The organism is Pseudomonas sp. GD03903 (assembly GCF_029840045.1).
GTDB classification, from domain to species: domain Bacteria; phylum Pseudomonadota; class Gammaproteobacteria; order Pseudomonadales; family Pseudomonadaceae; genus Pseudomonas; species Pseudomonas pseudonitroreducens.
This window is the reverse complement of sequence record NZ_JAOCBT010000024.1, coordinates 95,817-115,389: the sequence shown is the minus strand read 5'-3', so window position 1 is coordinate 115,389 and position 19,573 is coordinate 95,817. Positions and strand designations below refer to the sequence as shown.

Annotated in this window: 17 protein-coding genes; 10 read left to right on the top strand and 7 right to left on the bottom strand. The window is 65.7% G+C overall.

Annotated features, from left to right (window positions below):
* Positions 1–288 precede the first annotated feature (288 nt).
* The 4 genes from N5C91_RS27445 to N5C91_RS27430 all read right to left on the bottom strand — a co-directional run bounded on the left by N5C91_RS27445 (position 289) and on the right by N5C91_RS27430 (position 5,208).
* Complete coding sequence (locus tag N5C91_RS27445) at positions 289–1,515, bottom strand: cytochrome c (protein ID WP_279833388.1); 1,227 nt, start codon at positions 1,513–1,515, stop codon at positions 289–291.
* Positions 1,512–3,275 (bottom strand): GMC family oxidoreductase, encoded by a 1,764-nt coding sequence (locus N5C91_RS27440; protein ID WP_279833386.1) that lies wholly within the window; start codon positions 3,273–3,275, stop codon positions 1,512–1,514. Before N5C91_RS27440 ends, N5C91_RS27445 begins: the two co-directional genes overlap by 4 nt.
* A 7-nt stretch (positions 3,276–3,282) precedes the next feature.
* Positions 3,283–4,029 carry a gluconate 2-dehydrogenase subunit 3 family protein gene (locus tag N5C91_RS27435; RefSeq protein WP_236199974.1) on the bottom strand — a complete coding sequence of 249 codons (747 nt, stop codon included), beginning with the start codon at positions 4,027–4,029 and terminating at the stop codon, positions 3,283–3,285.
* A 420-nt stretch (positions 4,030–4,449) separates the two neighbouring features.
* Positions 4,450–5,208 (bottom strand): SDR family oxidoreductase, encoded by a 759-nt coding sequence (locus N5C91_RS27430; protein WP_279833385.1) that lies wholly within the window; start codon positions 5,206–5,208, stop codon positions 4,450–4,452.
* Between the two features lie 164 nt (positions 5,209–5,372).
* On the opposite strand from N5C91_RS27430, the gene N5C91_RS27425 reads away from it, so the two are divergent.
* On the top strand, positions 5,373–6,296 hold the full coding sequence (locus tag N5C91_RS27425) for a LysR family transcriptional regulator (protein ID WP_236199976.1): 924 nt from the start codon (positions 5,373–5,375) through the stop codon (positions 6,294–6,296).
* On the opposite strand, the gene N5C91_RS27420 is transcribed toward N5C91_RS27425, so the two are convergent.
* Positions 6,293–6,934 (bottom strand): HD domain-containing protein, encoded by a 642-nt coding sequence (locus N5C91_RS27420; protein WP_279833383.1) that lies wholly within the window; start codon positions 6,932–6,934, stop codon positions 6,293–6,295. The genes N5C91_RS27425 and N5C91_RS27420 overlap by 4 nt on opposite strands.
* Positions 6,935–7,224: 290 nt before the next feature.
* Between N5C91_RS27420 and N5C91_RS27415 the strand changes: the two genes are divergently transcribed.
* Genes N5C91_RS27415 through N5C91_RS27405 form a run of 3 tightly spaced genes read left to right on the top strand, consistent with a single transcriptional unit; the run spans position 7,225 to position 11,085 of the window.
* On the top strand, positions 7,225–8,391 hold the full coding sequence (locus N5C91_RS27415; RefSeq protein WP_279833381.1) for an aromatic ring-hydroxylating dioxygenase subunit alpha: 1,167 nt from the start codon (positions 7,225–7,227) through the stop codon (positions 8,389–8,391).
* A 3-nt stretch (positions 8,392–8,394) separates the two neighbouring features.
* Positions 8,395–10,053 carry a choline dehydrogenase gene (locus tag N5C91_RS27410; protein ID WP_279833379.1) on the top strand — a complete coding sequence of 553 codons (1,659 nt, stop codon included), beginning with the start codon at positions 8,395–8,397 and terminating at the stop codon, positions 10,051–10,053.
* Positions 10,054–10,062: 9 nt separating this feature from the next.
* On the top strand, positions 10,063–11,085 hold the full coding sequence (locus tag N5C91_RS27405; protein ID WP_279833378.1) for a GlxA family transcriptional regulator: 1,023 nt from the start codon (positions 10,063–10,065) through the stop codon (positions 11,083–11,085).
* A 417-nt stretch (positions 11,086–11,502) separates the two neighbouring features.
* On the opposite strand, the gene N5C91_RS27400 is transcribed toward N5C91_RS27405, so the two are convergent.
* Both N5C91_RS27400 and N5C91_RS27395 read right to left on the bottom strand, forming a co-directional pair.
* Complete coding sequence (locus N5C91_RS27400) at positions 11,503–12,258, bottom strand: class II aldolase and adducin N-terminal domain-containing protein (RefSeq protein WP_279833377.1); 756 nt, start codon at positions 12,256–12,258, stop codon at positions 11,503–11,505.
* Between the two features lie 131 nt (positions 12,259–12,389).
* The gene (locus N5C91_RS27395; protein ID WP_279833376.1) at positions 12,390–13,577 is read right to left on the bottom strand and encodes an NAD(P)/FAD-dependent oxidoreductase; all 1,188 of its coding nucleotides are present in this window, start codon (positions 13,575–13,577) and stop codon (positions 12,390–12,392) included.
* Positions 13,578–13,796: 219 nt separating this feature from the next.
* Between N5C91_RS27395 and N5C91_RS27390 the strand changes: the two genes are divergently transcribed.
* The 6 genes from N5C91_RS27390 (at position 13,797) to tpx (ending at position 19,449) form a co-directional block, all read left to right on the top strand.
* Positions 13,797–15,995 (top strand): OsmC domain/YcaO domain-containing protein, encoded by a 2,199-nt coding sequence (locus tag N5C91_RS27390; RefSeq protein ID WP_279833374.1) that lies wholly within the window; start codon positions 13,797–13,799, stop codon positions 15,993–15,995.
* Positions 15,996–16,738: 743 nt separating this feature from the next.
* Positions 16,739–17,239 carry a VOC family protein gene (locus N5C91_RS27385; protein WP_279833373.1) on the top strand — a complete coding sequence of 167 codons (501 nt, stop codon included), beginning with the start codon at positions 16,739–16,741 and terminating at the stop codon, positions 17,237–17,239.
* A gap of 17 nt (positions 17,240–17,256) precedes the next feature.
* Positions 17,257–17,646 carry a VOC family protein gene (locus N5C91_RS27380; protein WP_279833371.1) on the top strand — a complete coding sequence of 130 codons (390 nt, stop codon included), beginning with the start codon at positions 17,257–17,259 and terminating at the stop codon, positions 17,644–17,646.
* Between the two features lie 56 nt (positions 17,647–17,702).
* Positions 17,703–18,335, top strand: a complete 633-nt coding sequence (locus N5C91_RS27375) for a LysE family transporter (RefSeq protein ID WP_236199986.1) — start codon at positions 17,703–17,705, stop codon at positions 18,333–18,335.
* Positions 18,336–18,482: 147 nt separating this feature from the next.
* Positions 18,483–18,803, top strand: coding sequence for a hypothetical protein (locus N5C91_RS27370; protein ID WP_138522916.1), 321 nt, complete (start codon positions 18,483–18,485; stop codon positions 18,801–18,803).
* Between the two features lie 145 nt (positions 18,804–18,948).
* The gene (gene tpx, locus N5C91_RS27365) at positions 18,949–19,449 is read left to right on the top strand and encodes a thiol peroxidase (protein ID WP_279833368.1); all 501 of its coding nucleotides are present in this window, start codon (positions 18,949–18,951) and stop codon (positions 19,447–19,449) included.
* The last annotated feature ends 124 nt before the right edge of the window (positions 19,450–19,573 follow it).

Sequence of the window (19,573 nt, the reverse complement as noted above, 5' to 3'; positions counted from 1 at the left end):
CCATATGTCCAGCGCTGGAGTTTCCCTTTGTGGCGGATAACGCTGGCGCGTTATGCGCCCTACGCGGCTTTCAGCTCGCTCCTACAAGGTTTTCCGTCGGCCAACGGTGCGGTGCTTGATCGATGGGTAGGAGCGGACTTTGTCCGCGATCGCTCGCCGGCAGCTCCAAGCCAACCGGTTGCACATCGCGGACAAAGTCCGCTCCTACGCCATATGTCCAGCGCTGGAGTTTCCCTTTGCGGCGGATAACGCTGGCGCGTTATGCGCCCTACGCACAGGGATACCCCGCTAGTTGGCCAGGTCCTCACGCAGATGAGCGACGTCGCTGGCGCTCACCGCCGGCGCCGCATTGCCCCAGGTGTTGCGCACGTAGGTCAGCACGTCGGCGATGTTGTCGTCGCTGAGGTTCCAGGCGAAGGACGGCATGGCCGGTGCCGTCGGCGCAGCGTCGGTGCCACCGGCACGGCTACCCGCCAGCACGACGTGGATCAGCGAGGTCGGGTCGTCGTTGTTCACCAGCGGCGCGGCAGCCAGTTTCGGGAACAGGTTGCGGACTCCTTCGCCATTGCCCACGTGGCAGGCGGAACAGCGATCGGCGTAGATCGCCTTGCCCGAGACCATGGCAGCAGTGTCGGCTGCCAGCGGCGGCGGTGCTTTCCCTGCTGTCGGGCCATCCTTGAGGTACACCGCGACCGCCATCAGGTCTTCGTCGCTCCAGTGCTGGGTGGAGTTCTCCACCGCTTCGGCCATCGGGCCGGAGGCGATGTCGAAGCGATTGGCGCCGGTTTTCAGGTACTGCACGAGGTCCTCGGTGCTCCACTGGCCGATGCCGCCGTGGGGGTTGGCGGTGATGTCCGGGGCGACCCAGCCCTGCAAGTTGGCGCCGGCAAGGAAGCGCTTGTTGTCGTCACCGCCAATCAGGTTCTTCGGCGTGTGGCAGGTACCGCAATGGCCCAGGCCCTCCACCAGATAGGCGCCGCGGTTCCATTGCGCCGACTTCTCCGCCGAGGGCACGAACTCGCCCTGGGTGAAGTTCAGCCAGTTCCAGCCGATCAGGCTGGTGCGCACGCTGAAAGGGAAGGGCAACTGGTTGGTTTCCACCGGGTTGTGCACCGGCTGCAGGGTCTGCAGGTAGGCCCAGAGTGCCAGGTTGTCCTCGCGACGCACCTTGGTATAGGCGGTGAACGGCATGGCGCCATACAGGCGTTTGCCGCCGCGGCTGTGCCCGGTGGACATCACCGCCTGGAAGTCCTCGAAGCTCCAGCGTCCGAGGCCGGTTTCCGGGTCCGGGGTGATGTTCGCGCCGAGCAGCTTGCCGAACGGCGTTTCGATGGCCACGCCGCCGGCGAACGGCGCGCCGCCGGGCAGGGTGTGGCAGGCGGTGCAGTCGCCGACGACGGCGAGATAGCGACCTTTTTCCACCAGGTTGTAGGAGTCCGCGCCCGTTCCTGCACTGGCTTGCTGCAGGTTCAGGCCCAGCAGGGCGAGGGTGCCGATGCGAAGGAGAGTCTTCATGCGCTGATCATCTCCCCGGGGCGTTTCAGGTATAGCCTGCGGATCGCATCGGCGGCCTTGAAGGCCAGTGCGCCGACAGTACCGGTAGGGTTGTAGCCGGGGTTCTGCGGGAAGGCCGAGGAGCCCACCACGAACAGGTTGGGCACGCCCCAGACCTGCAGGTGCTTGTTCACCGAACTGTTCTTCGGGTCGGCGCCCATGATGAAACCGCCGACGATGTGCGAGGACTGGTACGAGGTGTTGGCCCACGGCCCCTTGCGCGGTGCAGGCACCATCTGCTGCGGGTTCATGCTGCGGGCGATTTCCACGACCTTGTTCGTGCAGTACTGCGCCATCTTCAGGTCGTTCTCGGGGAAGTCGAAGGTGATGCGCAGCAGCGGTCGACCGTGAGGGTCGGAATAGTTGGGGTCCAGCGACAGGTAGTTGCTGCGCGTGGAGTAGCTGCTGGCTTCGCAGCCGATGGACATGTTGCTCAGGTAGTTCTCCACCGTGGCCTTCTTCCACTTCGAACCCCAGGCCGGAGTGCCGGGCGGAACCGGCCGCGAGTCGATGGGTGCGGCGCCGATCGGGGTCACACGGGTGCTGCCACCGCCGACGAAACCGAGGCCGGAGTGGTCGAAGTTGTCGTTGTTGAACTCATCGATGCCCATGCCGATGGCGCCGCCACCGATGAAGGGATTGAAGTTCTTGTCCTTGAAGAACAGCTTCACGCTGTTGGCCGTCTGGTAGGCGTAGTTGCGCCCGGTGGTGCCGGTGTTGGTGATCGGGTTGTAGGGCTCGCCGATGCCGGAAAGCAGCATCAGCCGCACGTTCTCGAAGATGAATGCAGCGACCACCACGATATCCGCCGGCTGTTCCCATTCTTCGCCGCTGGAGTCCACGTAGGTAATGCCGGTGGCGCGGGTGCCGGTGCTGTCCATGGTCACCTTGAGCACTTCGGAGTTGGTCCTGGCGGTGAAGTTGGGCTTGCGGATCAGCGCCGGCATCACGCTGACGATGGCGCTGGCCTTGGAGTAGTTGGCGCAGCCGTAGTTGGTACAGAAGCCGCAGAAGGTGCAGGGCCCCATGGTCACGCCCAACTGGTTGGTGTAGCCCTGGGAGGCCAGCGCGGAGGGCACCGGGAAGGGTTTGTAGCCCAGGTTGCGCGCGGCTTCGGCGAACAGCGTCGGGGCATAGGTCTGCGCGGTGGGCGGGTTGGGGTAGTCGCGCGAGCGCGCGCCTTCAAAGGGGTTGCCACCTTCGACGAGGGTGCCGCCGAGGTTGCCGGCCTTGCCGGAAACCCCGGCCAGGCGCTCGAAGGCGTCATAGTGCGGCTCCATTTCTTCCCAGGTGGTGCCCCAGTCCTGCAGGGTCAGCTCTTCTGGCACTTCCTTGCCGTAGCGCTCCTTCAGGTGGCTGGCCAGGCGGAACTCCTCCGGCTGGAAGCGGAAGGTGATGCCGGCCCAGTGGTTGCCGGCGCCACCGGTGCCGTTGCCGGGGTGGAACGAACCCCAGACGCGCATGGGCAAGGCGGTTTCCGATTCCTTGTTGCGCATCGTGCAGGTGTTCTGGCGGGTCCGCAGCATCAGTTCCTGGCGGCGGTTGTAGCGCAGCTCGTCGGCTGCCGAGGCGAGGTTGAAGTCACTGGCGGTGTCGCGCCAGGGGCCGCGCTCGAAACCAATGACATTGAGGCCGGCGTCGGCCAGTTCATGGGCAATGATCGAGCCGGCCCAGCCGAGCCCGACAACCACGACGTCGGTGGAAGGTAGTTTCTTGGCCATGGTGCGCTTATCCCTTCCTGGTCCAGGCGGAACTGCCAATGATGGACAGCGGGGTGAGGTTCAGCTTCTGGTTGTGCAGCCCGATGTAGTCGCGGTAGTCGTAGCGCGCGCCAGGGAAGCCGAGCATCTTCCACGACACCATGTCGCGGTTGCCGCCGTAGATGGGATCGGCGAAGAAGCCTTCCATGGTGTTGTCCAGCACCTGCTGGAAGAACGCCTTGGCGTCGATGCCGTCCAGGCTGATGGCGCCCTTTTCCAGGTCGCCGAGTACCTGGTCGCGCTGTTCGCCGGGCAGGGCGCTGAAGTTCTTCTGGAACTTGCCCTGGCAGTACTTGCCCAGCGCCGCGAGGCCGATGCGATAGCGCTCGCGCGGAGTCAGCGGCGACTGGTCGGCCTGTGCCGGCGTGCCGGGCGTGAACGGGCCTTGCATGTACAGACGGCCGAAGTCGCCGTAATCGCTCACCAACTGGCGGTCGATGAACACCGCACAACCGGCGTCCTTGCCGCTGACGCTCAGCTCATCGGCGGGAATCAGTTGCTCGACGATGGCTTCCACTTCGGTGGCTTCCTCGGCGCTGAAGAACTGCCAGCCGGGGCTGTCGTAGTGCAGGGGGCCGTTGTGGTCGAAGGGCAGCCATTGTGGCGTGCCGATCACGGTGGCGGCCTGGCTGCTGGCGGCAGCGCCGACGGCCAGCGAGGCGGCGGACGACTTCAATAGCTGGCGCCGGGTGAAGCCCTTGGGGTGTTCGGTCATTTCGGCTCCTGAGGCAGCACCCGTCCGCTCGTTGTCGAGGGGGCAGGGAACGCGTGCTGCCAGGTCAGTTCACGGTGGTCTGCACTCCCGGCGCGTGCCGGATGAGCGGAGCGTGGATGCGAACTTGCCCGCGTCGGGGCGCTGGGCGAATCCGCCGGACGCTTTCCTTCGCCCAGGCGGAATCTGCGGTTCGTCTTTTCCACACGCGTTTTTAGACTAGAGGCCGTAACAGAATGTTGCAGGAATTTTCGCAGTAAATGTTTATTGCGAAATTCGAGAAAATCCGCGGAATAGAGCGGTTATCTGGAGACGACGGGTTGCAGCGGCTTGTAGGAGCGAGCTTGCTCGCGAACCACCCCACTGTGGGGCCTATTCGCGAGCAAGCTCGCTCCTACGAAGAGCAAATCGGCGCGAGGGACGTTAGAGGAACATGCCGCCCGAGGCTTCCACGCGCTGGCCGTTGATCCAGCGGCCGCCCTCGGAGAGCAGGCTGGCGATCACTGCGCCAATGTCGTCCGGCAAGCCGACCCGACCCAGGGCGGTGTTGCTGGCGATCTGCTTGTTCAACTCGGCATCGTCACGCACCCGACCGCCACCGAAATCGGTCTCGATGGCGCCGGGGGCGAGGATGTTCACGGCAATGCCACGCGCGCCGAGTTCCTTCGCCTGGTACTTGGTCAGCGTCTCCATCGCGCCCTTCATGGTCGCGTAGGCGGCGTAGCCGGGCAGCGAGAAGCGCGTCAGGCCACTGGAGACGTTGAGGATGCGACCGCCGTCGGCGATCAGTGGCAGCAGCTTCTGGGTCAGGAAGAACGGGCCCTTGAGCTGGATGTTCATCAGTTGGTCGAACATCTCCTCGCTGGTTTCGGCGAAGCTGGCGTAGAGGCCGATGCCGGCATTGTTCACCAGGAAGTCGAAGTTCTGGCGACCGAAGGTCTCGCCCAGGGTAGTGCGAACCTGCTGCGCGAAGGCGGCGAAGCTGGTGCCATCCGCCACATCCAGGCGCAGCATCACCGCGCGGCCGCCGTGTCGCTCGATTTCGGCGGCGACGGCGTGAGCCTCGTCGGCCTGGCTACGGTAGGTGCCGATGATGTCGACACCCGCGGCAGCGAGGTGCAGGGCGGCATTGCGGCCAAGGCCACGGCTGGCGCCGGTGATGAGAGCGATCTTGCGGGTCATGGCGAAGCTCCTTACGGGGGTTGGGCAACAGGCTGGAGAGCGAGTGAGATCGAGGAAGAGCTTATTGTTCGAATGGATGGTGATAAACCGGCGTAAATCGGAAATACTGGTCGGCATAAGCGAACAATAAGCGCTCGGCGCTTTCTACAGTGAAGCCCCAGACCATGATCCGTCCCGATCTGCTGCGCACCTTCGTCCGCGTTACCGAACTGGCCAGCTTCACCCAGGCCAGCGAGCAACTCGGCCTGCCGCGTTCTACCGTGTCCGAGCACGTCCAGGCGCTGGAAGAACTGCTCGGCACGCGCCTGCTGCAACGCACCACCCGGCGCGTCACCGCAACCCAGGACGGCATGGTGCTCTACGAGCGCAGCAAGGACATGCTGGCCCAGCTGGACGAGTTGCAGGGCCTGTTCCGCCAGGACGACGAAGCCCTGGGCGGCCGCCTGCGGGTGGACATGCCGACGGTGATGGCACGCAAGCTGGTAATGCCGCGCCTGGGTGAATTCCTTGCGCGGCATCCGGCGCTGGAGCTGGAGGTGAGCTGCACCGACCGCCGCGTCGACCTGGTGCGCGAGGGCTTCGATTGCGTGGTGCGGGTCGGTTCGGTGAACGATCCCTCGGTGGTGGCGCGTTCGCTCGGGCAGTTTCCGCAAGTGACCTGCGCCAGCCCCGCTTATCTCGCCAGGCACGGTGTGCCGCAGACGCTGGACGATCTGCCCGCACACCAGTTGATCCACTACGTGACGGTGCTGGGTGCACGGCCGCCAGGCTTCGAGTACCTGCAACAGGGCGAGGTGCGCTACGTGCCGATGGCCGGAGCGCTGTCGGTGAACAACGCCGAGGCCTACGAGAGCGCGGCCATGGGTGGGCTGGGGATCATCCAGGTGCCGGTCCATGGCGTGCTGGATGACCTGGAGGCGGGGCGACTGGTGCAGGTGCTGGGTCACATTCCGCTGCCACCCATGGAAATCTCCCTGCTCTACGCGCACCGCCGCCTGCCGCAGCGGGTCCGCGCCTTCATGCAGTGGCTGACGCAACTGCTGGGCGAGCCCGGCGTGCTGGGTTCACCCGTGATCGCTGGGCCCTAGCTGGCCCAATCGGAATTCAGGATCACCTCGCAGAAGTTGCCGCGCACGAAGTCCGCATCCTTCATCGCCAGCACGTCGGCCTTGACGTTGCCGAAGGTGGTTTCCGGCTTGGCTTTGATGCCGTCGTAGAAGGCCTGTAGGATGTCCTGCTTGAACTGCCCTCCACGCGGATGCGCAGCGACCACGGCGTCGCGCTGGGCGTCGGGGAACTGCTGGTAGGCGATACCCAGCACGTCCATCTCCACGCCGGCGGTGACCAGGGCGATCTCCGCCTTCATGTGCTGCGGGATGCCCGGTGTGGTGTGCAGGGCAATGGCCGTCCACACGGTGTCGATGTCGCTTTCGGCAATGCCATGGCTGCGCAGGAACTCGGCGGCGCAGTCGGCACCGTCCACTTCGAAACGCTCGCACTGGCTGCAATAGCGTGGCATCAGGCCCATGTCGTGGAACATCGCGCCGGCGTAGAGCAACTCGGCATCGAACTTCAGCCCCTTGCGCGTGCCGGTCAGTGCGCCCCAGTAATAGACGCGGGAAGAGTGGTGGAAGAGCAGCGGGGTGGCGTTGTCGCGGACCATCTCGGTGATGGCCTTGGCGAGACTGCTGTCGGGAACTTTGACACCGTTCAGATCGAGGCTCATGGCGGGCTCCGGGGCTGGATTTGCAAGGTGCGGCGCAGGCTGCGTCGCGCTCGGTTCCATTGGAAATCCACTGCCTTGCGCGGACAACGAGAGCGAGGGAGCGAATCCGGACAGCCAGCGTTCATTTGCTGCCAACGGCGACTTTTCGTGCCTGCCGGCCTTGATGCATCTGACGGAAAACTTGTCGTTTTTCATCAAGAGCCGCCGCAGGCGTACCCCTAGATTTGTCCTCGAACCGAGCCGCCGGACCATGAGCCGGCCACGCCAGAAGAAGCCGAGGAGAATCGAACATGTCGTCCATCGAGAGCCTGAAACTGCGTACTTCCATCGACGGCTGGGACCGCCAGGACCCGGAACAGGCCTTCACCCTGCCGTCGCGCTATTTCTTCGACGAGGCGCTATTCAAGGCCGAGCGCGACAACATCTTCCTGCGCTCCTGGCACGTCGCCGGGCACCTCAGCGAATTCGCGGAAATCGGCCAGTACGTGGTCTGCGACCTGTTCGACCAGAGCATCGTCATCGCCCGCAGCCGCGCGGGGAACATCCGTGCCTTCCACAACGTCTGCCAGCACCGCGGCAACCGCCTGCTGGAGGAGCGCCGCGGCAACACCGGTGGCATCGTGCGCTGCGCCTATCACTCATGGTGCTACGAGATGGACGGCTCGCTGCGCAGTGCGCCGCGCTGCGAGCGCATCAAGAACTTCGACAAGGAAGAATTCGCCATCCCGCAGGTGCGCCTGGAGGAGCTGGGCGGCTTCCTCTATTTCAATCTCGACCCCAACGCGCCGTCGCTGGCCGAGCTGTTCCCCGGCGCCGACGAGGAGATGCACCGGGTGTTCCCCAACCTGGCCGACATGCGTCTGATCGAGGAAGCGGACGTGATCGTCCCGGCCAACTGGAAAGTGATCATGGACAACTCCATCGAGGGCTATCACTTCAAGCTCTCCGGGCCGTGCCACATCGACCTGGCCAAGCTGATCGACTTCAAGGGCTACCGCCTGAGCAAGCGCGACAACTGGTGGACCTACATCGCCCCAGCAAATCTTGAGGCCGGCGAGGCCTATGGGGTGAAACTGCGCAGCGACCTCAACCCTGACGAGTGCTTCTTCAACATCGGCATGTGGCCGAACAACACCTTCTACACCTTCCCGTTCTCCGAGTTCCTCGGCACCTTCATCATGATTCCGCTGGACGCCGAGCGCTCGCTGCTGCGCTTTGGCTACTACTCGGCGAACGAGCAGACCGCCGAGGTGAGCAAGGCCTGCATGCGCTGGATGAACGAGGAGCTGGGGCCCGAGGACATCGCCCTGAACATCAGCGTGCAGAAGGGCCTGCACTCCATGGGCTACGACCAGGGCCGCTACATGATCGACGCCGAACGCAGCAACGAAAGCGAGCACCTGGTGCACCACTTCCACCGCCTGGTGTTCCAGGGCATCCACGGCGCGCAGCTCTGAGGAATGGCCATGGACTACGACTACGTCATCGTCGGCGCGGGCTCGGCCGGCTGCGTGCTGGCCAACCGCCTGGGCGCCGATCCCGCCGTGCGCATCCTGTTGCTGGAGGCGGGGCCGGCGGACAGCAGCTGGACCATCGACATGCCCTCGGCGGTGGGCATCGTGGTCGGCGGCACGCGTTACAACTGGAGCTACAGCAGCGAGCCGGAGCCGTACCTGGATGGCCGGCGGATCGCCACGCCGCGCGGGCGCACGCTGGGCGGGTCGTCTTCGATCAATGGCATGGTCTACATCCGTGGCCACGCCCGCGACTATGACGGCTGGGCGGTGCAGGGCTGCGAAGGCTGGGACTACCAGCGCGTGCTGCCGTACTTCATTCGCTCGGAAAACCATGCCAGTGGCGCCGACGATTACCACGGCGCGGCGGGGCATCTGCATGTCACGCCGGGCGACATCGACACGCCATTGTGCGCGGCCTTCGTCGCGGCGGGTGAGGAGGCCGGCTACGGGCGCAGCAGCGATCTCAATGGCCATCGCCAGGAGGGCTTTGGACGGGTTGATCGCACCACGCGGCAGGGCAAGCGCTGGAGCACGTCGCGCGGGTATCTGAGCGAGGCATTGGGGCGTGGCAACGTCACCGTCGCCACGGGGGCGCTGGCGCTGCAAATTCTGCTCGACGGCGAGCGTGCTGTGGGCGTGGAGTACGAGCAGAACGGCCAGGCACTGACCGCCCGTGCAAGCCGCGAAGTATTGCTGACCGCCGGGGCGATCAACTCGCCGCATCTGCTGTTGCTCTCCGGCATCGGCCCGGCGGATGAGCTGCGCCAGCTGGGCATCGCGGTGAAACATGACCTGCCGGGTGTGGGCCGGCGCCTGAACGATCACCCCGACAGCGTCGTGCAGTTCATCTGCAAGGCACCGGTGTCGATCTATCCCTGGACCCGCGCGCCGGGCAAGTGGTGGATCGGTGCGCGCTGGTTTGCCGCCCACGACGGGCTGGCGGCGAGCAACCACTTCGAGGCGGGCGCCTTCATCCGTTCCCGCGCGGGTGTCGAGCATCCCGACCTGCAACTCACCTTCATGCCCCTGGCGGTGCAGCCGGGCAGCGTGGCACCGGTGCCGGACCACGCCTTCCAGGTGCACATCGACCTGATGCGGCCGACCAGCCTGGGCAGCGTCACCCTGCGCAGCGCTGAGCCTCGGCAGGCGCCGCGCATCCTCTTCAACTACCTGCAGACCGAGCAGGACCGCGCCGACATGCGCGCCGGCGCCCGTCTGGTACGCGAGCTGATGCGCCAGCCGTCGATGCGCGGGCTGGCCGGCGAAGAGCTGACGCCCGGCCCGCTGGCCCACAGCGACGCCGAGCTGGATGCTTGGGCGCGGCGCGTGACCGAGACCGGCTACCATGCCAGCGGTACCTGCAAGATGGGGCCGGCCAACGACCCCGAAGCGGTGGTCGATCCGCAGTTGCGTGTGCATGGGCTGCAGGGGCTGCGGGTGGTGGACGCGTCGATCATGCCGAGCATCGTCAGCGGCAACACCAATGCGCCAACGGTGATGATTGCGGAGAAGGCCAGCGATATGATCCGAGGACTGCCGCCGCTGCCGGCGGCCAAGGTTCCGGTGTGGCTACACCCGCACTGGCAGAGTCAGCAGCGCTAAGGAGAGTCGATGGCCAGTGTTGCACCGCCTTCCCGGTTTCGCCGCGAGCCTTTGCGCGTGGGCCTGCTGTTGCTGCCGTCGTTCCCCGGCCTGGGGCTGGCGGCGGTGGTCGAGCCGCTGGCGATTGCCAACTGGCTGGGCGGCGAGGCGTTGTTCGAATGGCAACTGCTATCGCTGGATGGCGAGCCGGTCACCGCCAGCAACGGCCTGACCAGCACAGTGCATGAGGCCATCGACCCGGAGCGGGGCTGGGATGCCTGTTTCGTCGTCGCCAGCTTCGACGTGCACAAGCACGTGCGCAATCGCCTGCTGAAAAGCTGGCTGCGCCGCCAGGCGGCATTCGGCGCGACGCTGGCGGGCATCGAGACCGGCACCGAGCTGCTGGCCGCGGCGGGGGTGCTGGATGGCTTTCCCGCAGCAGTACACTGGGACAACCTGCAGGGCTTCCAGGAGAGTTACCCCAAGGTCCAGGCCCGCGCGCAGCTCTACACCCTTGACCGCCAGCGCCTGACCTGCGCGGGTGCCAGCGCCATCCTCGACCTGATGCTGGGCTGGATCGCCCAGCGGGTGGACGCCGACCTGTCGCGGGAGATTGCCATGCACCTGTTGCTGGGCGAAACCCGCGAGCCCGGCGCGCACCAGTTGCAGGGCCGGCAAAGCGACGCCCACGCCCACGGCGGCAAGGTGCGCCGCGCCATCGCGCTGATGGAGCAGGCGCTGGAAGAGCCGCTGGAATGCGACGCCATCGCCGAGCGCGTCGGCCTGTCGCGCCGCCAGCTGGAGCGGCAGTTCAAGCAGCACACCGGGTTGTCGCCGCTCAAGTACTACATCGTCCTGCGCCTGGGGCGTGCCCATAGCCTGCTTCAGCAGACGCGGCTGAGCGTGGCGCAGGTCGCGGCCAGCTCCGGTTTCGGTTCGCTGGAGCACTTCTCCCGCGCCTACCGTGCGCATTTCGGTTGCCCGCCGAGTGCGGACCGCACCCAGACCTATACCGCGCCGGTGATGCGCCAGCCGCTGGGGCGCGATAACTGACGGCGTAAAGGCTTTCGTAGGAGAGGACTTCGTCCACGATGCTATCCGGCGCGAAGCGGAGCCAATCGCGGACGGAGTCCGCTCCTACGCAGGTTTGCAACTTGGGGCGCCAGCACCTCGTAGGGCGAATAACCCGGAACGGGTTATCCGCCCTGCGTTCTATGTGGCGCCGGTGATGCGTCAGCCGCAGGGGTGCGATAGCTGACGGCGTAAAGGCTTTTGTAGGAGAGGACTTCGTCCGCGATGCTATCCGGCGCGAAGCGGAGCCAATCGCGGACGGAGTCCGCTCCTACGCAGGTTTGCAACTTGGGGCGCCAGCACCTCGTAGGGCGAATAACCCGGAACGGGTTATCCGCCACTCACGGCGCATAACGCCCGTGGCGTTATGCGCCCTACGCTGGTCTGCAACTACGGGCTTCAATCGGCGAAGGCCGGTTCGCTCTCCAGCAATATCTCCCGCAGCGCCGCGAAATGCCGCTCGGCGAAGCCCGGATACTCCAGCCACTGGCGCATGGTCTTGCGCGCTACTTCGTCACTGGCGATGCGCAGCGGCCGGCCGCTGGCCAGGGCGGTGAGGTAGACCTCGCAGGCGCGCTCGAAGTAGTACAGGTCATCGAAGGCCTGGGCCACGCTGGGCGCCGCGACCAGCACGCCGTGGTTGCCCATCAGCAGGATCGGCTTGTCGCCCAGCAGGCGGCTGACGCGCTCGGCCTCGTCGCCCAGGCCCATGCCGTCGAAGCCCTCGTCGATGGCCACGCGCTCGAAGAAGCGCATGCTGTTCTGCTCGATGGGCGGCAGCCGTGAGTCGGCCAGGCAGGCGAGGGCGGTGGCGTATTTCGAATGCACATGCAGGATGCAGCGTGCCTGCGGGTTGTTGCGGTGCAGTGCGCCATGCAGCGCCCAAGCGGTGATGTCCGGCGCGTCCGGGCGGTTCAGCGCCTCGGGGTCGTCCGCGTGCAGGCGCAACAGGTCGCTGGCGCGCATCCGCGAGAAGTGTCGGCCGTAGGGGTTGATCAGAAAGTCGCGGCCATCGGCGGACAAGGCCAGGCTGAAGTGATTGGCGATGGCCTCGTGCAGGTTCAGGCGCGCGGTCCAGCGGAAGGCGCAGGCGAGGTCGATGCGGCCCTGGCGTTCCAGGCCGGTGTCGAGGGTGCGGCTGGCAAGCGTTGGCATGGCGGCTCCGGGAGCGATGCCCGTGCCGGGCTGGCCGGGCCTGGCTTCCGAGTCTAGGGGCGTGGCGCTGCCGGACTTGATGCGGAACGACCCGGCGTGCCGCTCGCCGGATCGTCGATTGCACCGCCGTCCTAGACGAACTGCGCCGCCGCGTAGCCCGAGGCCCAGGCCCACTGGAAGTTGAAGCCGCCCAGGTGGCCGGTGACGTCCAGCACTTCGCCGACGAAGTACAGGCCGGGGGACTTCAACGATTCCAGGGTCTTGGACGACACCTCGCGGGTGTCCACGCCGCCCAGGGTGACTTCCGCCGTGCGGTAGCCCTCGGTGCCGGCGGGCACCAGCTGCCAGTCGCCCAGGCGCTCGGCAATCGCCTTGAGCTCGCCGGGCGTGTACTGCTTCATCGGCTTGGAGACGAACCACTGCTCGGCCAGCAGGCCGGCCATCTTCTTGGTGAACAGCTCGCCCAGCAGCGTCTTCAGCTCGCTGTTGGGGCGCTCGCGCTGCTGCTCGACGAGCCAGACGGGCAGGTCGACGCGCGGCAGCAGGTCGATGCTGATGCTGTCGCCCGGCTGCCAGTAGGAGGAAATCTGCAGGATCGCCGGGCCGCTGAGGCCGCGGTGGGTGAACAGGATGTTCTCGACGAAGCTCTGGCCGTTGCAGCTGACGCGGCAGTCCTCCACCGAGGTGCCGGACAGCTCGGTGCACAGCGCCTTGAGCTGCGGATCGGTAATGGTGAAGGGCACCAGGCCGGCGCGGGTCGGCAGCACGCTGTGGCCGAACTGGCGGGCGATCTGGTAGCCGAAGCCGGTGGCGCCGAGGGTCGGGATGGACAGGCCGCCGGTGGCGATCACCAGGGATTCGCAGCGAGCGGGGCCGAGGCTGGTCTGCAACTGGTAGCCGCCTTCGTCGAGGCGGGCGATCTCGGTGACCGAGGTGTCCAGGCGCAGGTCGACGCCGGCCTGCTCGCACTCGTCGAGCAGCAGGCCGAGGATGTCGCTGGACTTGTTATCGCAGAACAGCTGGCCGAGCTTCTTCTCGTGGTAGGGCACGCCGTGCTTGGCCACCAGGGCGATGAAGTCCCACTGGGTGAAACGTGCCAGTGCGGACTTGCAGAAGTGCGGATTGTGCGAGAGGAAGTTGGCCGGCTCGCAGTACATGTTGGTGAAGTTGCAGCGCCCGCCACCGGACATGAGGATCTTCTTGCCGGCCTTGTTGGCGTGGTCGATCAGGAGGACCTGGCGACCGCGCGCAGCGGCGCTCATGGCGCACATCAGTCCCGCGGCGCCGGCGCCGATGATGATGACCTGGGAGGTGAGCACGGTGGTTTCCTTCTGTACGGGGTAGCGGGCGCTTGAGGCGGCGCATCTTACCCGAAGCACGGGCGCGCCGGGTGCCCGCAGCCGACCGGGCGTCGACTGCGCATCACCTGCAGCGGCGGGTTTCCCGACCGGCGCCGACCATGTCGGGATATCCCCGCGGCGCTTTTGTCCGGATAATGCCGGCCAGTTCGCTTTCTACTTTTTCGTGGTAATGCCCGCATGGAAATCAAGGTCAATTTTCTCGACAACCTCCGACTCGAAGCCAAGTTCGACGACTTCACGGTGATTGCCGACCAGCCCATCCGCTACAAGGGCGATGGTTCGGCGCCCGGTCCGTTCGACTACTTCCTGGCTTCCTCGGCGCTGTGCGCGGCTTACTTCGTCAAGCTCTACTGCCAGACCCGCGACATCCCCACGGACAATATCCGCCTGTCGCAGAACAACATCGTCGACCCGGAAAACCGCTACAAGCAGATCTTCAAGATCCAGGTGGAGCTGCCGGCGGATATTTCCGAGAAGGACCGCCAGGGCATCCTGCGCTCCATCGACCGCTGCACGGTGAAGAAGGTGGTGCAGACCGGCCCGGACTTCGTCATCGAGGAAGTGGAAAACCTCGACGCCGACGCCCAGGCGCTGCTGATGCCGAGCACCGACGCCGGCGCCAGCACCTATATCCAGGGCAAGGATCTGCCGCTGGAGCAGACCATCGCCAACATGTCGGAAATCCTCGCCGGCCTGGGGATGAAGATCGAGATCGCCTCTTGGCGCAACATCGTGCCCAACGTCTGGTCGCTGCACATCCGCGACGCGCAGTCGCCGATGTGCTTCACCAACGGCAAGGGCGCCACCAAGGAAAGCGCGCTGGCTTCCGCGCTGGGCGAGTTCATCGAGCGGCTGAACTGTAACTTCTTCTACAACGACCAGTTCTGGGGCGAGGAAATCGCCAACGCGCCGTTCGTGCATTACCCCGACGAGCGCTGGTTCAAGCCCGGGCCCAAGGACGCGCTGCCGGAGGAAATCCTCGACGCGTATTGCCTGGAGGTCTACAACCCGGACGGCGAGCTGCGCGGCTCGCACCTCTACGACACCAACTCGGGCAACACCGAGCGCGGCATCTGCTCGCTGCCGTTCGTGCGCCAGTCGGACGGCGAGACGGTGTACTTCCCGTCCAACCTGATCGAGAACCTCTACCTTTCCAATGGCATGAGTGCCGGTAACACCCTGGCCGAGGCGCAGGTGCAGTGCCTGTCGGAAATCTTCGAGCGCGCGGTAAAGCGCGAAATCCTCGAAGGCGAACTGGCGCTGCCGGACGTGCCGCAGGAGGTGCTGGCCAAGTACCCGGGCATCGTCGCCGGCATCAAGGGCCTGGAGGAGCAGGGCTTCCCGGTGCTGGTCAAGGATGCGTCGCTGGGCGGTGCGTTCCCGGTGATGTGCGTGACCCTGATGAACCCGCGTACCGGTGGCGTGTTCGCCTCCTTCGGTGCCCACCCCAGCCTGGAAGTGGCGCTGGAGCGCAGCCTCACCGAGCTGCTCCAGGGCCGCAGCTTCGAGGGCCTGAACGACCTGCCGCGGCCGACTTTCGAAAGCCAGGCAGTGACCGAGCCGAACAACTTCGTCGAGCACTTCATCGACTCCAGCGGCGTGGTGTCGTGGCGCTTCTTCAGCGCCAAGGCCGATTTCGAGTTCGTCGAGTGGGACTTCTCCGGCCACGGCGACGACTCCAATGTGCAGGAAGCACAGACCCTCTTCGGCATCCTCGAAGAGCAGGGCAAGGAGGTCTACATGGCCGTGTACGGACACCTGGGCGCCACCGCGTGCCGCATCCTGGTGCCGGGCTACTCGGAAATCTACCCGGTGGAAGACCTGATCTGGGACAACACCAACAAGGCGCTGGCGTTCCGCGCCGACATCCTCAACCTGCACAGCCTCAACATCGTGCGCCTCAAGTCGCTGCTCAAGCGCCTGGAAAGCTGCGAGGTGGACGAGTACACCGACATCACCACGCTGATCGGCATCGAGTTCGACGACAACACGGTCTGGGGGCAACTGACCATTCTCGAACTCAAGCTGCTGATCAACCTCGCGGTGAAGCGCTTCGAAGTTGCCAAGGAACTGGTGGAAATGTTCCTCCAGTACAACGACAACACCGTCGAGCGCGGGCTGTTCTACCAGGCGCTCAACGCGGCGCTGGAAGTGCAGCTGGACGAGGAACTGGAGATGGCCGACTTCGAGGCCAACTTCCGCCGCATGTTCGGCAACGAGCGCATGGACGCGGTGCTCGGTTCGCTGGACGGCAGCGTGCGCTTCCATGGCCTGACGCCGACCAGCATGAAGCTCGAAGGCCTGGACAAGCACCTGCGCCTGATCGAGAGCTACAAGAAACTGCACCAGGCTCGGGCCAGGGCAGTGGCGCGCTGATCCGGCAGAACCTGCCGTGGATGCCGCCGCTGCCGGAGGCATGGTCGAGCGGTGTTCGCAGGATGGCGTGGAGCGTAGCGATACCCATCGATACCGATGCACGGACAGCATGGGTATCGCTGCGCTCCACGCCATCCTACCGATCGTACGCAAGAGGCACCTTCGGGTGCCTTTTCCATTTCCGGAGCTCCTGATCCGGCAGAATCTGCCGTGGATGCTGCTTGTTCCGGCGCCCGCTGCCGGAGGTATGGTCGAGCGGTGTTTGCAGGATGGCGTGGAGCGTAGCGATACCCATCGATTCCGATGCACGGACAGCATGGGTATCGCTGCGCTCCACCCATCCTACCGACCGTACGCAGAGGCACCTTCGGGTGCCTTTTCCATTTCCGGAGCTCCTGATCCGGCAGAACCTGCCGTGGATGCCGCTTGTTCCGGCTTCCGCTGCCGGGGGATGGTCGAGCGGTGTTCGTAGGATGGCGTGGAGCGTAGCGATACCCATCGATTCCGATGCACGGACAGCATGGGTATCGCTGCGCTCCACGCCATCCTACCGACCGTACGCAAGAGGCACCTTCGGGTGCCTTTTCCATTTCCAGAACTCCTGATCCGCCAGAACGGCATGCCGCTCGACCGGTCGTCCGGTGAAGCGCGAAAGTCCGCCTAGACTTGTCGATTCCGTCGTCGCCCAGGCGACCAAGCTGTATGCCGGTCATGCCGACCGTGCGATAAATCGGAGATTCAACATGTCCAGCCTGCAACGCGTGACCCCCTGTCTGTGGTTCGACGGCAAGGCTCAGGAAGCGGCCGAGTTCTATGTCGCCATCTTCCCCAATTCGCGGATCGTCCAGACCGCCTATTACCCCGAAGCCGAGAAAGACCGCCACGGCGGCGTACCCGGCTCGGTGCTGACGGTGGAGTTCGTGCTCGATGGCCAGACCTTCATCGCCCTGAACGGCGGGCCGGCGTTCAACTTCACCGAAGCGCTGTCGCTGCAGGTGATGTGCGACAGCCAGAAGGAGATCGACCACTTCTGGGACAGGCTCGGCGCCGGTGGCCCGGTGGAGGCGCAGATCTGCGGCTGGCTGAAGGATCGCTATGGGGTGTCCTGGCAGATCTGCCCAAGGCACGTCGGCGACATGGTCGCCGACCCGGACAAGGCCAAGGCCAGCCGCACCCTGCAGGCGGTGATGGGCATGAAGAAACTGGACATGGCCGCCATCGAGCGCGCCCACGCCGGCAACTGAGATCGGGGGAGCGCGGCATGTTCAGCCATATCACCGTTGGCACCAATGATCTGCCGCGTGCCATCGAGTTCTACGGCAAGGTGCTCGGCGCGCTGGGGATTGTCCTCGAGGCGCATCGCCATGCGCCGGAGCGGGCGATCTTCGCTCATCCGGACAGCGACGTGGCGTTCTGTGTCTACCAGCCCATCGACGGCCAGCCAGCCTGCGTCGGCAACGGCAGCCTGGTGGCTTTCGAGGCGCGCACGCGGCACCAGGTCGACAGCTTCCACGCCCGCGCGGTGCAACTGGGCGGCGTCGACGAAGGGCCGCCGGGCCTGCGCCTGAACTACTCGCCGACCTATTACGGCGCCTATGTGCGCGACCTGGATGGCAACAAGCTGTGCTGCGTCTGTCATCTGGACGAGTGAGGCCGGCACGGGGGCGCTAGAATGTGCCTTCGCCTTTCCTCCGACGAGTACGCCCGATGACCGCCAGCACTTTTGCACCGCTGCTCTCCGTGGCCCTGCTGTGGGCCGTGGCAGTGGTCACACCCGGGCCGAACTTCTTCACCACCGCGCGTATCGCCGCCGTGCATTCGCGCCGCCACGGATTCATCGCCGCGCTGGGCGTGGCCAGCGGCACGGTAGTCTGGGGATTGGCCGGCGGGCTGGGGATCAAGTCGCTGTTCAGTGCCGCGCCGACGCTGTACCTGGGCTTCAAGCTGGCCGGCGGCGCCTACCTGATCTACCTCGGCATCAAGCTGCTCAAGCGCAGGACGCCGGCCGATGGTGGAGAAAGCCTCGCCGAAATCAGCCGTGAGCGCAGCGCCTTCTCGGCGTTCCGCCTCGGCCTGTTGGGCAACCTGACCAATCCCAAGACCGCGCTGTTCGTCGCCACCCTGTTCGCCACCGCCATGCCGGCCTCGCCATCTCTGCCACTGCTGGCAATGGCTATCGCGCTGATGGTGACGCTCTCGTTCAGTTGGTATTGCTGCGTGGTGCTGGTGTTCGCCAGCGAACGCATGGCAGGGGTCTACCGGCGCTTCCGCCGGGCACTGGATCGCTTCGCCGGCTGCTGCTACCTGCTGTTCGGCGCGCGGATGGTGGCGAGCCACTGAGCGCGCCCCCGAACAGAAAATTCGAACCCTGCAGCGACGCGCTCCGTCCAATACCCTGAGCGTCGCAGTCAGCCGGTACGCACCCATTGCCCGACTGCGGCACCGCCAAGCGGCGAGGGTGCGCTCGCCGGACAGGGAGAATCTGCGATGGTCACTCACTACAAGGTCAAAGGCCACCTGGCCTGCGGGCACGCGGGCAAGCACCTGGAATCCACCAGCGAGCTGAACCGGGTGAAATGCCGCAGCTGCCGCAACACCGAGGTCTACAAGGAGGCTCGGCGTCTGGCCCGCAATGCGGCGCGCCGGGCCCAGCGCAAGGCCCGCGCCGAGGCCGTGCACAACGACTGGCGCAGCTTCTGGGAGAAACGCCTGGCCGCCATGCCCGGTACCCAGCGCCTGCCGCGCGGGTTCCAGGATCAGGCATTCGTCGGTGCTGCAGCCGGCGCTCCTGCAGCGGCTGCCGCTTGAGCCGGGCCTGAGGGGGGAGGTGGCGCGGATGCATGTCCGAGCAATCCGCTCGGGAAAGTCGTGCTAGCATCTGCTCCGGCCCCGAATCCTCCAGCGGCGCTGGCAACCCGCCAGCGCCGCCATCCCTCACAGAAGGACCCAAGCAATGGCTCAAGTCACCCTCAAGGGCAACCCGGTTTCCGTCGACGGCAAGCTGCCGCAGAAAGGCGAGCAGGCTCCGGCCCTGTCGCTGGTCGCTGGCAACCTGTCCGACGCCACCCTGGAAACCTACGCTGGCAAGCGCAAGGTGCTGAACATCTTCCCCAGCGTCGACACCCCGACCTGCGCCACCTCCGTGCGCAAGTTCAACGCCGAGGCGAGCAAGCTGGCCAACACCGTGGTGCTGTGCATCTCCGCCGACCTGCCGTTCGCCCAAGCGCGCTTCTGTGGTGCCGAAGGTCTGGAGAACGTGGTGAACCTGTCCACCCTGCGTGGCCGCGAGTTCCTCGCCAACTACGGCGTAGCCATCGCTGACGGCCCGCTGGCCGGCCTGGCCGCCCGTGCCGTGGTGGTACTGGACGAGCAGAACAAGGTGCTGCACAGCGAGCTGGTGGGCGAGATCGCCGACGAGCCGAACTACGCCGCCGCCATCGCCGCCCTGGCCTGATGACGCTGCTGCTTTCGTAAGAAAGCCGGGCCGACCCGTCAGGGTCGGTCCGTCAGGTCGGGAACCCTTCCGGCCAATCCGGGTCGCAATGCCCCGGACTTTCGTAACTCCCGGTAAATCAAAG

Excerpts from the sequence above, each read along its gene's own strand:
- N5C91_RS27445 (WP_279833388.1), bottom strand. The coding sequence starts at position 1,515 with ATGAAGACTCTCCTTCGCATCGGCACCCTCGCCCTGCTGGGCCTGAAC.
- N5C91_RS27440 (WP_279833386.1), bottom strand. The coding sequence starts at position 3,275 with ATGGCCAAGAAACTACCTTCCACCGACGTCGTGGTTGTCGGGCTCGGC.
- N5C91_RS27435 (WP_236199974.1), bottom strand. The coding sequence starts at position 4,029 with ATGACCGAACACCCCAAGGGCTTCACCCGGCGCCAGCTATTGAAGTCG.
- N5C91_RS27430 (WP_279833385.1), bottom strand. The coding sequence starts at position 5,208 with ATGACCCGCAAGATCGCTCTCATCACCGGCGCCAGCCGTGGCCTTGGC.
- N5C91_RS27425 (WP_236199976.1), top strand. The coding sequence starts at position 5,373 with ATGATCCGTCCCGATCTGCTGCGCACCTTCGTCCGCGTTACCGAACTG.
- N5C91_RS27420 (WP_279833383.1), bottom strand. The coding sequence starts at position 6,934 with ATGAGCCTCGATCTGAACGGTGTCAAAGTTCCCGACAGCAGTCTCGCC.
- N5C91_RS27415 (WP_279833381.1), top strand. The coding sequence starts at position 7,225 with ATGTCGTCCATCGAGAGCCTGAAACTGCGTACTTCCATCGACGGCTGG.
- N5C91_RS27410 (WP_279833379.1), top strand. The coding sequence starts at position 8,395 with ATGGCCATGGACTACGACTACGTCATCGTCGGCGCGGGCTCGGCCGGC.
- N5C91_RS27405 (WP_279833378.1), top strand. The coding sequence starts at position 10,063 with ATGGCCAGTGTTGCACCGCCTTCCCGGTTTCGCCGCGAGCCTTTGCGC.
- N5C91_RS27400 (WP_279833377.1), bottom strand. The coding sequence starts at position 12,258 with ATGCCAACGCTTGCCAGCCGCACCCTCGACACCGGCCTGGAACGCCAG.
- N5C91_RS27390 (WP_279833374.1), top strand. The coding sequence starts at position 13,797 with ATGGAAATCAAGGTCAATTTTCTCGACAACCTCCGACTCGAAGCCAAG.
- N5C91_RS27385 (WP_279833373.1), top strand. The coding sequence starts at position 16,739 with ATGTCCAGCCTGCAACGCGTGACCCCCTGTCTGTGGTTCGACGGCAAG.
- N5C91_RS27380 (WP_279833371.1), top strand. The coding sequence starts at position 17,257 with ATGTTCAGCCATATCACCGTTGGCACCAATGATCTGCCGCGTGCCATC.
- N5C91_RS27375 (WP_236199986.1), top strand. The coding sequence starts at position 17,703 with ATGACCGCCAGCACTTTTGCACCGCTGCTCTCCGTGGCCCTGCTGTGG.
- N5C91_RS27370 (WP_138522916.1), top strand. The coding sequence starts at position 18,483 with ATGGTCACTCACTACAAGGTCAAAGGCCACCTGGCCTGCGGGCACGCG.
- tpx (WP_279833368.1), top strand. The coding sequence starts at position 18,949 with ATGGCTCAAGTCACCCTCAAGGGCAACCCGGTTTCCGTCGACGGCAAG.